Origin of the sequence: Campylobacter concisus (assembly GCF_002913865.1) — a bacterium.
In the GTDB taxonomy this organism is placed as follows: Bacteria; Campylobacterota; Campylobacteria; order Campylobacterales; family Campylobacteraceae; genus Campylobacter_A; species Campylobacter_A concisus_AM.
This window is the reverse complement of sequence record NZ_POYX01000051.1, coordinates 62,286-75,789: the sequence shown is the minus strand read 5'-3', so window position 1 is coordinate 75,789 and position 13,504 is coordinate 62,286. Positions and strand designations below refer to the sequence as shown.

15 protein-coding genes are annotated in these 13,504 nt (G+C 40.2%); 11 read left to right on the top strand and 4 right to left on the bottom strand.

What is annotated here, in order from left to right:
• Positions 1-116 precede the first annotated feature (116 nt).
• From CYP77_RS03380 to CYP77_RS03370, 3 genes are read right to left on the bottom strand one after another with little or no spacing between them, the layout of a single operon-like run.
• Positions 117-773, bottom strand: a complete 657-nt coding sequence (locus CYP77_RS03380; RefSeq protein ID WP_103567689.1) for an isochorismatase family protein — start codon at positions 771-773, stop codon at positions 117-119.
• Positions 773-1,759, bottom strand: coding sequence for a sensor histidine kinase (locus CYP77_RS03375; RefSeq protein WP_103567688.1), 987 nt, complete (start codon positions 1,757-1,759; stop codon positions 773-775). The genes CYP77_RS03380 and CYP77_RS03375 overlap by 1 nt, the downstream gene beginning before the upstream one ends.
• Positions 1,756-2,589 (bottom strand): DUF234 domain-containing protein, encoded by an 834-nt coding sequence (locus tag CYP77_RS03370; protein WP_021092061.1) that lies wholly within the window; start codon positions 2,587-2,589, stop codon positions 1,756-1,758. Before CYP77_RS03370 ends, CYP77_RS03375 begins: the two co-directional genes overlap by 4 nt.
• A gap of 110 nt (positions 2,590-2,699) precedes the next feature.
• Here CYP77_RS03370 and CYP77_RS03365 point away from each other — a divergent pair, with 110 nt between their 5' ends.
• The 4 genes from CYP77_RS03365 (at position 2,700) to CYP77_RS03350 (ending at position 6,221) form a co-directional block, all read left to right on the top strand.
• Positions 2,700-4,028: an aminotransferase class V-fold PLP-dependent enzyme gene (locus tag CYP77_RS03365; protein WP_103567698.1), complete on the top strand. Its 1,329-nt coding sequence runs from the start codon at positions 2,700-2,702 to the stop codon at positions 4,026-4,028.
• Complete coding sequence (thiD, locus tag CYP77_RS03360; protein WP_103567699.1) at positions 4,015-4,773, top strand: bifunctional hydroxymethylpyrimidine kinase/phosphomethylpyrimidine kinase; 759 nt, start codon at positions 4,015-4,017, stop codon at positions 4,771-4,773. The genes CYP77_RS03365 and thiD overlap by 14 nt, the downstream gene beginning before the upstream one ends.
• Complete coding sequence (gene thiE / locus CYP77_RS03355; RefSeq protein ID WP_103567687.1) at positions 4,766-5,377, top strand: thiamine phosphate synthase; 612 nt, start codon at positions 4,766-4,768, stop codon at positions 5,375-5,377. The genes thiD and thiE overlap by 8 nt, the downstream gene beginning before the upstream one ends.
• Positions 5,378-5,468: 91 nt before the next feature.
• The gene (locus CYP77_RS03350; RefSeq protein ID WP_103567686.1) at positions 5,469-6,221 is read left to right on the top strand and encodes a hypothetical protein; all 753 of its coding nucleotides are present in this window, start codon (positions 5,469-5,471) and stop codon (positions 6,219-6,221) included.
• Between the two features lie 137 nt (positions 6,222-6,358).
• On the opposite strand, the gene CYP77_RS03345 is transcribed toward CYP77_RS03350, so the two are convergent.
• Entirely contained in the window at positions 6,359-7,465 is a 1,107-nt protein-coding gene (locus tag CYP77_RS03345; RefSeq protein ID WP_021088649.1) for an FtsW/RodA/SpoVE family cell cycle protein, read from the bottom strand.
• 52 nt (positions 7,466-7,517) lie between these two features.
• Between CYP77_RS03345 and CYP77_RS03340 the strand changes: the two genes are divergently transcribed.
• The 7 genes from CYP77_RS03340 (at position 7,518) to CYP77_RS03310 (ending at position 13,486) form a co-directional block, all read left to right on the top strand.
• Entirely contained in the window at positions 7,518-8,489 is a 972-nt protein-coding gene (locus CYP77_RS03340) for an RluA family pseudouridine synthase (RefSeq protein ID WP_103567685.1), read from the top strand.
• Positions 8,422-9,096: a fibronectin type III domain-containing protein gene (locus tag CYP77_RS03335; protein ID WP_181001462.1), complete on the top strand. Its 675-nt coding sequence runs from the start codon at positions 8,422-8,424 to the stop codon at positions 9,094-9,096. Before CYP77_RS03340 ends, CYP77_RS03335 begins: the two co-directional genes overlap by 68 nt.
• 118 nt (positions 9,097-9,214) lie before the next feature.
• Entirely contained in the window at positions 9,215-9,628 is a 414-nt protein-coding gene (locus CYP77_RS03330) for a hypothetical protein (RefSeq protein ID WP_087581575.1), read from the top strand.
• A complete protein-coding gene (gene trmB, locus CYP77_RS03325; RefSeq protein WP_103567684.1) occupies positions 9,628-10,815 on the top strand; it encodes a tRNA (guanosine(46)-N7)-methyltransferase TrmB in 1,188 nt (395 codons plus the stop codon). Before CYP77_RS03330 ends, trmB begins: the two co-directional genes overlap by 1 nt.
• Positions 10,799-11,470 (top strand): cell division ATP-binding protein FtsE, encoded by a 672-nt coding sequence (locus tag CYP77_RS03320; RefSeq protein WP_103567683.1) that lies wholly within the window; start codon positions 10,799-10,801, stop codon positions 11,468-11,470. Before trmB ends, CYP77_RS03320 begins: the two co-directional genes overlap by 17 nt.
• Positions 11,457-12,272, top strand: coding sequence for a cell division protein FtsX (locus tag CYP77_RS03315; RefSeq protein WP_103567682.1), 816 nt, complete (start codon positions 11,457-11,459; stop codon positions 12,270-12,272). Before CYP77_RS03320 ends, CYP77_RS03315 begins: the two co-directional genes overlap by 14 nt.
• Positions 12,269-13,486 (top strand): murein hydrolase activator EnvC family protein, encoded by a 1,218-nt coding sequence (locus CYP77_RS03310; protein WP_103567681.1) that lies wholly within the window; start codon positions 12,269-12,271, stop codon positions 13,484-13,486. Before CYP77_RS03315 ends, CYP77_RS03310 begins: the two co-directional genes overlap by 4 nt.
• The last annotated feature ends 18 nt before the right edge of the window (positions 13,487-13,504 follow it).

Below are 13,504 nucleotides of genomic sequence, written 5' to 3'. Positions count from 1 at the left end.
AATTTAAAGAGAATAGATCTGAAGATTAGCGCAAATCTACATTATTAATTATATTAATACGATAGATAAGCGCTAAATTTTATAACTTGATAATTGTTTTTAATATAAATATATGGCTAAATTTCTAGCTCTTTTACCACACGTGCATTTAGTGCCATTTGCATGTGGTGTAAAAATACATTTTGATAAAAATCCCCACTATGCCCTGGAGCGTCGTAGGTTTGGACTAAATTTGCAGGCACGATGATCTCCCTTTTTAAATTTTGCTCATTTGCGCTAAGTCTTAGGTGAGAGACAAGCTGATAGATGCACATATCGGTGCAGTCGCCCATAATGACAAAGCTATCAAATTTACTTATAAATTTATTAAACTCCTGCGAATAAGCGATGCTAAGTGAGTTTTTATAAAAAGTCTTCATCTCATTAAAAAAGTCTAAATTTCGTAGCTCATCAACTGCCTGTGCTTCATTTTGCCCTTTTAAAGCATGAGCTGGGAAGCTCGCAAACTCAGCTGAATTTGGCTCATGAGCATCCTGGATGAGGATGTAGTTTTTAAGGTCAAATTTATCCCTTGCCAGCCTAAAAGTCTCTGCTATGCCCTTTGAGAGCTCACCCACACGCTTGCTAGCTAGTGCGCCTTCAGAGCAAAAGCCATTTATCATATCAACGCTTATAAAGGCAACTTTTTCACTACCATTTTTAAAAATTTCACTAAATTTAAGCGCTTTTAGGCCATTTTGCCACGCATTTAGCTCATCTAAAATTTCACTCATTACTTCTCCTTTATAGGTAAATTTATACAAAATGTCTTTGGCTCAAGGGTTATCTCTATGCTACCCTTGTGCGCCTCGATGATCTGCAGACAAAGGTGCAGTCCTAGGCCATTACCCTTTAGTTTGCTCGTCTTAAATGGCTCAAAGACGATATTTTCATTTTTTATAGAGACACCGCTGTCATAGACTATAAATTTATGTTCATTTGGCGTCTTTTCGTAGCTTAGTCTCACCACACCTTCGTCGTTTTCGTCCTCTTCAATGGCGTCTATGGCGTTAAATAAAATGTTTTGAAAGACCATCGCGATGAGGTCAAAGTCGCCACAATAAAAGGCGTCAGGGAAATTTAGCTCAAAAGTTATATCTTTTGAATACTCATAAAATTTAAGCGCCTCCTCGCACTCGCTTTTGATATCTAAAAAGTTAAATTCCTTTGGCGTGATACTAAGCCCTTTTGTAAAAAGAAGTGTGGCTTTAATGATGCGCTCAACCCGCCAGATCCCCTTTTGTATCTGCTCGACGATAGGCAAAATTTTTGGCTCAGCCCTTTTTAAAAGGGTGGAGTTTAGAAGCGAGATAGAGCCTATGGGGTTTCTTATCTCGTGAGCTAGGTGCGCTGCTACTTGACCCATCGAGGCTAGGCGCTCGGTGCGTTTTTCTTGCGTTATGTCGGTAGCTGAGATGATCTTTTTATCATCTTTGACCACCTTTTTTACAAGATAAATTTGCGAGCCAAAGTTTAGCTCGCCTTCGTCTTTTGGGATGAAATTTAGCGCCTTGCCAAGCTTTTGTGCCTCGGAGTTTTGCAAGAAAATTTCATCATTTTCATCAAGCACCCAAATGGCATTTGGCAAAATTTCCACGATATCTTTTATAAAACCTTGCAAGCTCATATAAGAAGCGGTCAAATTTTTATACTCACGCTCTATCAGATAGGTCTGCTCTATCAGGCTTTTTAGGCCATTTTGTATATCGATATCACTCACAGCAACTCCTCATAATCCTTTATCTCATAAAGCCTAAGCCGCTCATCTTTTAAGCCCAAAAGCTCGTTGCTAAAGCCACTTTTTGAAAAAAGCGCGATGATATCAGGCTTTATGCCAAGCCTTTCGCACTTGTGAAGGACTAAATTTAAGACATTTTTGCAAATTTTTCGCTCTTTGTACTTTGCTTCGCCAACGATTATCTTGCCATTTATGCTAAAAAGCATGTCTAGCTCTATATTTTTGCTCCAAAATGAGCTTAATAAAATGCCGTTAAATCCAAGCTTTTTAGCCATTAGCTCGCCGCTTAAAAGCTCAAAGCCAAGGCTCGCGTACTCGTCAAATTCTCTTTTTATAAGCTCTAAAATTTCTTCACTCCTGCCCTCTTTTAAAAGGCTTAAATTTGGCTCGATAAATCTAAACCAAAACCTTGAAAAATGGCTATTAAAGTGAATTTTATCCTCTATCTTATAAGCTCGCTCGCTCTTTTTTAAAATTTGGCGTTTATTTTTTACTCGTGGCTTTTCTTGGCTCTTTTCAAGCACTAAAAAATCCTTGCTAAAAAGCTTTGCATAGACCCTATTTGTCATGCTTTGGGGCAAAATTTTATTTACGCTAAATTTCTTTCTGTCGCTTCTAGCTAGCTTAATGAGAGCCATTTTGATGGCCTCGTCACTATCCTCGTCAAAGTAAAACCTAGCCATCAAATTTTTATAATCATCTAAAATTTCAGCCCTAATCGCCTCAAAAACATCGTAGTATGAGCCCTTTAATAAAAAGTCATCAAAAACCAGATGAAATTTTATAACTTCAGCAATACCAAGGTGCTTCATCCGCTCAAATGTCGATTTTATGGCTAAAATTTCGTATCCTTTGTGTGGCGGATTGTAGCATATTTTTAGAAAATTTTAATTATAATCACGCAAAAACTAAAAGGCTAAAGTTGGTAAATTTAGAGCACATTAGAAGAGATATTATTTTAAAAAAAGGGATACACTATTTCGACTACACCGCCTCAGGACTTGCGTATAAGCCTATCGAGGACGAGGTCGCTGATATCTTAAAAACATACGCCAACACCCACTCGCTAACATCCTCAAATGCCTATAAAACGCAGCTTTTATATGACAACGCTAGAAGAGAGCTAAAACGCGCGCTTGGGCTTGATGATAGATTTTATCTCATAGCTACAGGATATGGCGCCACTGGTGCGATCAAGAAATTTCAAGAGCTTTTGGGGCTTTACGTGCCTCCAGCTGCTAAAAGAAGGTTTGATCTAAAGCCAAACAACGACTCGCCGCTAGTTATACTTGGCCCTTATGAGCACCACTCAAATGAGATCAGCTTTAAAGAGGCGCTTTGCGAGGTTGAGCGTATAAGGCTCGCAAAAGATGGCGGTATAAATTTTGGGCATTTGGAGCAAATTTTAAAGATAAACCAAGGGCGTGAGATCATCGCTAGCTTTAGCGCAGCCTCAAACGTCACAGGCGTCATAAGCGACTACAAGCAAATTTACACGATGGTTAAGAAATTTGGCGGTATCGTGGCATTTGACGTGGCGAGCCTTAGCGCCTATGCAAATTTAGACTGCGACTACTTTGACGCGCTTTTTATCTCGCCGCATAAGCTTCTTGGCGGAGTTGGCAGTTGTGGGCTACTGGTCATCAAAAAAGTGCTAGCAAATGACGATGTGCCAAGCTTTGCAGGCGGTGGCACGGTAAGCTATGTGAGCAAAAACTACCATATATTTTTAAAGGATCAAGAGGCACTTGAAGAGGCTGGCACACCGCCTATTTTGGGGCTTATACGTGCAAATTTAGCCTACAGACTAAGAGAAGAGATAGGGCTTGCTACTATCTATGAAAACGAGAGCGAGCTTAGCGACTATCTTTGCCAAAGGCTAAGAGAAATCCCAGAGCTTATAAGCTACTGCCCACCAAATTTAAAGCGCCTTGCCATTTTTTCATTTAATGTAAAAAACGTAGCTCCATACGAGCTTTCAAAAATTTTAAGTAAAGAGTATGGCATACAAACACGTGCTGGCTGCTCGTGTGCTGGCTCATACGGACATGATCTTTTGGGGCTAAAAGAGGATCCAAGCTTCACCCACAAGCCAGGTTGGGTGAGAGTTAGCCTGCACTATACGCACACCTTTGAGGATATTGATTATTTGGTGAGTGCGATCAAGAAAAGTATCGAGAAATACGCACTTTCGTGGCAGGTCAAAGACCCTTTTGACGTAAAAGAGATAAGTGGGTGTGTCGGTGAGTAAGAAAAATGTTTTGATAGTTGCTGGAAGCGACAGCGTCGGTGGTGCAGGCGTTCAGGCGGATATAAAAAGCTGCGAGGCATTTGGCTGCTTTAGCGCAAGTGTCATCACAGCCGTGACCGCGCAAAATACAAATGGCGTTAGCAGCGTGCTTGCGATGCCAGCAAAGATGGTGAAAGCTCAGTTTGAGATGGTGCTAGCCGAGCTTGATATAGACGCCGTGAAGGTTGGCATGCTATTTAACGAGGAGATAATAGCCGTTGTAAGCGCGTTTTTAAAGGAGTTAAGAGCTAAAAATGTGCCAGTTGTGATTGACCCTGTTTGTGTGGCAAAGTCAGGTGCAAAACTGCTTGAAGATGGGGCGATCGAGGCGCTAAAAGAGCTTTTAAACCTCGCAAGTGTTGCCACGCCAAATGTAGATGAGGCTAGGATTTTGGGTATTGACCTTACAAATTTGCCTTGCGATATGGTGCTAAAGCGAACAAAGGTTGATGAAATTTGCGAGGATACGCTCTATCTAAAAAACGGGGGCGTGATGAAATTTAGCGAGGAGCTTTTTGAGCCTAGAGTGATGCACGGGGCTGGTTGTAGCTTCTCAAGCTCACTAGCGGCTATTTTAGCGCAGCAAAGTGATCTAGTAAGCGCTATAAAAATGGCTAAAAAATTTGTGGCAAAAGGGATAAAAAATGCTCATAAAAGTAAATTTGGAGCAAGACTTATAGATCATAAAGCAGGGCTTAATGGCTGAAATTTACGCTATTAGCGATGATATTTTAATGCCTGAAAATTTGGCTTTGGAGTACGCAAGAGAGATTTTGGAGTGTGGGGTTAAATTTTTTCAGTTTAGGTCAAAAAAAGCGGTCAAAAATGAGAAGCTTGCAAGTGAAATTTTAAATTTATGTGAGAAATTTGGCACGAAATTTATCGTAAATGACGATGTCAAATTTGCTAAAAAGATAGGCGCTAAGGCCGTTCATCTAGGCAAAGAGGACGAGGGCATAAAAGAGGCGTTTGAGATTTTGGGCAAAGACGCATATGTGGGCGTTAGCTGTTATAATGATATAAGCTTAGCCATAAATGCCGCTAAAAACGGGGCTAGCTACGTCGCTTTTGGCTCTGTTTTCGCAAGCCCCACAAAGCCAAATGCCCCAAAATGCGACCTTGAAGTAGTTAAAGAAGCAAAGCAAATTTTAGATCTACCAGTTTGCGTGATAGGTGGCATAAATGAGAGAAATATCGGCTCGCTCTCTCACGCAAATCCCGATCTCATCGCCATCATCTCAGCGATATACAAAGATGGCAACATCAAAGAAAATATCAAAAATTTACAAAAACTTGTTAAAATTTTTTAAATTTTTGCTTAATAAATATTTTGTATGACTTGATGTTAAAAAGAAAAAATTAGTTATAATTTAGTTTTTATTTTACTTTTAAGGAAAAGATATGAGATGCAAATTTTCTATTATTCTAACAGGGGTTTTGCTATTAGGATGCGGTGATGATAATGTAAATACTGTTAAAAATTACACCTTTCCTCAAGATAAGTCAATGACAGTAGGTACGGCCATAGATGGATATATAGAGTGTGCCAAGGTTGATTGGAAGGATGCTAGTACAAAAGACCTAAAGCTTGTAAGTGCTACATGCGAGATCAAAAAAGAGCTAATAGAAGCTGAAAACAAGGAGGTGCAGGCAAAATATGAGGAAGCCTTGCAAAAGGCAAAAGAAGAACAAGCGCAAAAATTAGAAAAGGCTATTGGTGATGTTTTGGAAAATACCAATAATCTTGACAAAGAGAGTGTTCTAAAGATAGCAAATGAGTTTTGTGAATACGATATCTCAAAAAAAAATCAAGCACCGATATTTCCAAAAGTTAAATGTGATGAAGAAAAATTAAATACAAAAGCTAAAGAAATTTTTAAAGAGCCTCATAGTAAAGCACTTGGCGAGCTTGCAACAAAGATGAACTTTAAACACTTGCTTGAAGATCTGAAATTTGTTGCACAATATTCTAAAGAAGAGCCAGATGTCCGATTTTATAATCAAAGACCAGAAGAAATAAAAGATAAAAAAATACAAGTCATGTTTGTTGTAAACACAGATAAAACGGTAAATATACAAAAGATAGCACTTTATGTTGATGGTCAAGCCAAAGAACTTGGACGTTACTTTATAGGAAATTTTTATAAAAGATGATTTGACTTTAGCTTTGCAAATTTTTAAAGTTTATTTGCTTATCACTTAGTTCAAATTTTAGAGAAGAAATTACTCGTTCACGAAATTTTAAAATTTGCTTGACACTCATTTGATTTGACAAAACAAATTTACAAATTTTAAAATTTAAATTTTACAGATCGGTAGGTCTGATCAAACCTAAACGTTAGCAGATTTTGCAGTATCCCAAAAAGTACCATGAAGGTGACAAAGCTGCTTCCGCCGTAGCTAAAAAACGGCAGTGGCACGCCCACGACTGGCGCAAAACCAATCGTCATCGAGACATTTACTCCCACATAAACAAAGATGAGCGCGGCTATGCCAGTGGCGGTCACCTGCGTGAAATAATCATTCTTAAGCCCGTAGTTTAGGCTAAGTAAGTGCGTTATAAGCGCTCCATAAAGCCCCAGCAAAAGAAGCGCCCCATAAAAGCCAAAACGCTCGATATTATAAGCAAAGATGAAATCGCTAGTAGCGATTGGCAAAAATTTAAAGTGTGTCTGCGTAGCCTCGTCCTTTGGCTTGCCTTTTAGCCCGCCGCTACCTATGGCGATGATACTTTGTTTGACGTGGTAGCTTGGCTCTTCGGCGATAAAGTCGTGGATCCTCTTTTTTTGATAATCATGCAAATTTTCATACAAAACTGGCGCCGAAAATCCTATGGCAAGGATGATGCAGATCCAAATTTTCTTATTTACACCGATGACAAAAAGGATGGTGTAGCCAACTATCAAAAGTATGAGCGCGGTGCCAAGATCAGGCTCTTTCATGATGAGCGCAAATGGCAAAAGTATGTAAAAACTAAGCCTTAAAAAGTCTTTTAGTCCGTATCCATCTACCTCTGGCGGGCGCTGCTTAACTAGATAGGCCAGCATCAGCAAAAAGGCTGGCTTCATGAGCTCTGAGGGCTGAAGCGTGAAGTGAACGAATGGGATCTCCAGCCAGCGCCTAGCTCCAAGCTTGCTAACGCCAAAGATATCAACGCTTAAAAGCAGCACGATGCAGACCCAGTAAAACATCGGGATGATCCAGTCGATGCGTCTAATAGGTAGTAAAAATGCGATGCAAAATGAGACAAATCCGATGCCAAAATACACAAGCTGTTTGTTTGCCAAAATGTCGTTTGCTTCGGAGACTAGGATGTATGAGATGGCTATGATTGGGATGATTAAAAACGGCTGAATAAAATCAAAATGTGTTAAAATACGCCGATCTAGTTTTATCAAGAAGCAAACCTTAATTTTTGGGCTAGATTATATCACAAACAAGGCTTTGATTTTGGTTAAATTTAATGTTTTAAATAGCTCAAGACTCGACGTTGCAGTGGCCAAAGAGCTTCAAATTTCACGTAATCAAGCTTTAAATTTGATAAAAGACTCCCTTGTAAGCGTAAATTTAAAACCAGTCTCAAAACCTAGCTTTTTACTGAGCGAAAACGATGAAATTTGTGTAAATTTTGCCCCAAAAAAAGAGGTGCAAAACGAATACGAAGTAAATTTTGACATCCCGATCATCTATGAAGACGACGATCTCATAGTGCTAAACAAGCCCCCGCAAATCGTCGTTCACCAAGCCCCAAGCGTCAAAGAGGCGACACTTGTTGAGTGGCTAAACAAAAAGGGCTTTATGCTTTCAAATTTAAACGGCGACGTAAGAGCTGGCATCGTCCACCGCCTAGATAAGGGCACGAGCGGCGCTATCGTCGTTGCTAAAAACAACTTTACCCACGCAAAACTAAGCGAGCAGTTAAGCGATAAGAGCATGGGACGAATTTATCTAGCGCTCACCGACTTGCCCCTAAAAGAGGACGTCATCATCGACAAGCCAATCGGCAGAAATCCAAACAACCGCCTAAAAAAAGCGATCATCGCAGACGCTAAATTTGCAAAAAGCGCCTTCGTAAATTTACTAAGCGAAGGCGGAGTAAATTTGATAGCGGCAAAGCTTTTTACAGGCAGGACGCACCAGATAAGAGTGCATCTTGCTAGCATAAATCGCCACATTTTAGGCGATGATTTATACGGATTTAAGAGCCAAGGCGATAAAATAAGCAGGGTTATGCTTCACGCTTATATGCTCTATTTTATCCATCCGCGAACTGGCAAAAGGGTAGAATTTACCGCAAAAACGTATGATGACTTTAACCAAATAATTTACAAAAAAATTCCCAAGGAGATTTTTGATGAAAAAATTTGCCCTACGCATATTGACACCATTTTTAGTAGCTTTCTTAGCGGGATGCGGCTCTAACGTACCGACTCAGCAAAGCACGTCACTACCAACTATTACAAGCTTAAAAACTATTTCAGACATGACAGAAGTTGGCTTTGAGTGGAACCCAGTGACCGATGAGAGCGTCGTTGGCTACTACCTTTACCGCTCAAATCCAAACGATGCAAACTCAAAAATGCAACTAGTTGCAAACATAAAAGACCGCTTTGCTACGCACTATGTGGATCGCGACCTAGCTCCAGAGACCACTTACTCATACCAAATGAGAACCTACTCAAGCAACGCCATCTCTCAACCAGGTGCGATCGCAACTGCGACAACTAAGCCACTACTTGACTCTGTGCCATTTGCGCAAGCTATCACTGGGCTTCCAGGCCGTGTAAAAGTGATCTGGAGACCACATCCTGATAGCACAGTAGCAAGCTACATCATCCAAAGAAGTGATGCAGGAGCTAATAAATTTAGCCAAGTAGCAGAGGTAAATGGCAGACTAAATGCCGAGTATATCGACACTGAGGTAAAACCTGGCAGGTCTTATGAGTATAGGATCTTAGTTAAAACTTCTTCTGGCGTCATCTCAAAACCAAGCCAAAACATAAGCGCCACAACAAAGGAGTTACCCTAAATCAGTAACAAACGTCCAAGCGACCAAAAATGCTCCAAAAAAGATCATCTTAACGTGGGATTACGCGCCGGCTGAGGATTTTGCTTATTTTAAGGTTTATAGAACGACAAGTAAAATTTTGCCTTACACATACCTAGCAAAAACGACTAGCAACACCTACGAAGACCTTATAAACACAAACGCAGCGACAAGATATTATAGAGTAACAGCGGTCGATAAAGACGGCCTTGAGAGCTTAAAACAAGAAGAGCCGATAGTTGGTAGCACACTTGGTGCGCCAAAAACTCCAAGCATAAGCGCTAGCTACGATGGTAGCGGCGTAAATGTAAGCTGGAACGCAGTTGATAGAGCTAGCTCATACACAGTTTATAGAAGTGGTGCTAGCGAGAAAGTCTTTAGCGGTATAAGTGATACTGGGCTTAGAGATGACAGCGTTCAAAAAGGAGCTAGCTACTCTTACAGCGTCGTAGCAGTCGATGAGTACGGCATCGCCTCTGATAAGTCATCAAAAGCAGAAGTTAGCATAAAATAATGCCAAATTTCATCGCTTCATCCTTAAAAGAGCTCTCGTTTCCATTTGGTAACGACAAGATCAAATTTCTTTGGCAAGCAAATGGCCGAAACGAGAGGCTCATCTACACAAAAAATGAAGAAGAGAGCTTTTTTCTAGTCGTAAAAGGCGGCAAAAACGGCGTCGTCGTAAAGGGAGAAAAGCTTACAAAGCCAGCCAAAGTTGGCCTTTTACAAGAGGCTCTTGAGCTTTTTAAAGAGCAAAATTGTAACGGTATCATCAGCCAAGCATTTGCCGTGAAAAAGACAAATTTAACCAAAAAAGTGAGTGAAATTTTAAGCCTTGAAGAGTTTGCGCCAGCATTTAGCGAGCTAAAAGATAAATTTGAAGAGATATTTATCGAGATAGGCTTTGGCTCTGGCAGACACTTGCTCTATCAGGCTAAAAACAATCCAAATGCCCTAGTTATCGGCATAGAGGTATATAAACCAAGCATCGAGCAAGTAGCAAAGCTAGCTAGGGCAAATGCCCTAGAAAACGTGCGGCTGATAAATACAGACGCAAGGCTTTTACTCTCGCTAGTTGGATCAAATTTGGTTGATAGAGTCTTTTTGCACTTTCCGGTGCCGTGGGATAAGGCCGAGCATAGACGCGTGGTCTCATCGGCGTTTGCGCTTGAGTGCCAGAGGATACTAAAGGTTGGTGGTAAATTTGAGCTACGGACTGATAGCAAGGAGTATTGCGACTTTAGTTTGAGTAAATTTTTAGAGCCCACAAACTCAAAAATCGAAGCTTTTAAAAATAGAAATTTAGAAGTAACAAGCAAGTATGAAGACCGCTGGAGACGCCAAGATAAGGACATTTACGATGTCATTTATACTTGTGAGGCAAAAAGCGGTGAGAGTGTTTTGGCTGGGGATTTTAGCTTTAAAGAAAAGACAAGTGTAAAAAATATCATTAAAAATTTTAAAAATTTCATCATCAAAAAAGAGGATCACTTTTTACATTTTGAAGAAATTTACACCATAAGCGGTGATGAAATTTTGTTAAAAGTCGCCTTTGGAGCGTTTAACAAACCAGAGCAGTGTTTTATCAAAATAAGCGATGAGAAAAGCGAATATTTTATAAAAAAACCGATATTAATACGTGAAAATTTAGCAGCACACGAGCTTTTGAAGGAGTATTTGGCTGATGCAAGAGATAATTAGTGCAAGAAATTTAAGCCTAGCTTATGAGCGCAACGAGGTTGTGATCAATAGCGTAAATTTAGACATCTACGCAAATGACTTTGTCTTTATTACAGGCAAGAGCGGAAGCGGAAAAAGCACGCTTTTAAAGTCATTTTACGGAGAAATTTCGCCCCTAGCTGGCGAGCTAAATGTCTGCATGACGCAAATGGACGATATCGATGACAAAAGACTTTGCGAGCTTAGACAGCGAGTTGGTATTATATTTCAAAACTACCGCTTGATAAATGAGTGGAATGTCGAAAAAAACGTCATACTGCCACTTATCATCAAAGGCGTCAATCAAAATGTGAGCAAAAAGCAGGTGGCTAAACTTTTAAAACATGTAAATATGCTTCACAAAGCCGATAAATACCCTCGCGAGCTAAGTGGCGGCGAGCAGCAAAGAGTCGCCATGGCAAGAGCACTCGCGCACAATCCAAATTTGCTTTTATGCGACGAGCCAACGGGAAATTTAGACGAATACTCAAGCGATGTTATCTGGTCGCTTTTAAAATCAGCCAGAGAATTTCTAGGCACAAGCGTGGTTGTGGTGACACACCACATCCCATCAACGCTTCGCATCCCATACCGCCACTTCGTCATAGAAAATGGAGGCGTGCATGAGATCGCTTAAAAACCACCTTGGATTTATATTGCCGTTAATCGCGCTTTTATTTTCAGTGCAGTTTAGCCTTACAGCGGACAAGATCGTAAGAGAGTATGAGAGGCTTATGGGAAATGACTACAACATCGTGGTGGTTTCAAACAAAGAGCTAAGCGAGCCAGTGCTAAAGCCAGTGATTAGCACGCTAGCTAGCGTCGAGTCACTAAGCCCACAAAAGATCATAGACCGCCTATCAAACGATATCTCGGCTAAAAATTTATCCATCCTGCAAAATGCCTTGCCTAAATTTTACTCACTAAGATTAAGTGAATTTCCATCGCCAGAGTACATGGAGGAGATAAAGCAAAAGCTTTTGAAATTTGATGGTATAAGCAAGGTCGAGACATTTTCAAAGACCCATGATAAGGTCTTTAAGATGCTAAATTTAGCTAAAAGTATATCCTATGCATTTATGGCGATACTTTGTGTTGTAGGGCTTATGCTTATGCTTAAACAGACTAAAATTTGGCTATTTGAGCATAGAGAGCGCATCGAGATCATGACGCTTTTTGGAGCGCCATTTTGGTTAAAATCAGCCATGCTTTATAAATCAGCCATGGTTGATAGCATAGTTGCGACCATTGTTGTTGGTGCTTTTTTCTTTTTCTTACCAAATTTTGAAATTTTTAGAGAAAATGCCGCAAGCATCGATGTAGTCTTGCCTAGCCTTGATCTTTCAAGAGATATATTTATCCTTTTTGGCGTGGCTGTGGTTTTAAGCATTTTTGCTGTTAGTTTAGTGATGAGTAAGGCTAGAAAAAGCACGATATGAAAAAAGGAATTTTTACACTTTTGCTAGCATTTGGCCTAGCTTTTGCATCAAATACTAAAGAGAAGATAAAAGACTCCAAAAACTCGCTAAGATCGAGCCAGGTGATGAGTGAGCAGCTTAGTAAAAAGCTTGATGACTTGGCTGGTGATATTGTAACTGGTGAGAAAAAACTTCGTGGCATAAGTGGCGATATCACAAATTTAAAGGGTCAAATTTCAGTTCTTGAGACAAATGCTTCAAAAGCGCTTCTTGAGCTTGATGATCTAACAAAGCAAAACAAAGAGTTAGAGCGCACGCAAAAAGAGCTAGAGCAAAATATGATAAGGATCATCGCAGAAGATTTATCATTTGATCTTATGATGTCGGCAAGCGAGGGCAAACAAAGCGAAGAGAGCATCATCTCATCGCAAATTTTAACCAAGCTAAACGCCATAGCAAAAGAGGACTTTAAAAGGCTTAGTGAGAACTACGAAGATACGATAGAAAAGATAAAAAACAAATCAAGCAAGATAAATGAGATAAACTCAAGCATAAAAAACTATAGACGCAAGCAAAGTGATCTACAAAGCCTAGAGAGCACGCAGAAAAATACAATAAGCGGACTAAAGCGTGATAAAGAAATTTACAGCAAAAAGTTAGCCAAGCTTCAAGCGCAGCAAGATGAGCTAAGAAAGACACTAGAACAGCTTGCTATCATGCAAAAGCAAGAGGATGAAGCCGCACGTACAGCCAGAGAAAAGCAAGAAAGAGCATCTAGTAAAGGTGACAAAAAAGGGTCAAAGAGCCAGCCAATGGGCGGGGGCTATCAAACAAGCTCAGTTAAGAGATACTCAGGCGCAAGGACGATCGCTCCACTTGATAGCTACTCTGTAAAGCAAAAATTTGGCAATTACGTAGATCCGATATATAACATCAAAATTTTTAACGAGTCAGTCGTGCTTCGCTCAAGTACCCCAGATGCGAAGGTAAAAAGCGTGCTAAATGGCAAGGTGGTCTTTGCTAAAGCTACTCCGATGCTTGAAAATGTTGTCATCATCGAAAACGAAAACGGCATCCACACGATCTACGCCCACCTAAGCCAGATCGCGCCAACTGTAAAGGTCGGCTCGCTCGTGCAAAAAGGCTACGTCATAGGCCGAGTTAGAAACGATCTCACCTTTGAAGTAACGCAAAGAAACTACCATATCGACCCGCTTGAAATGATCTCAAAATAGTCACTTTGTAAGCGTTAT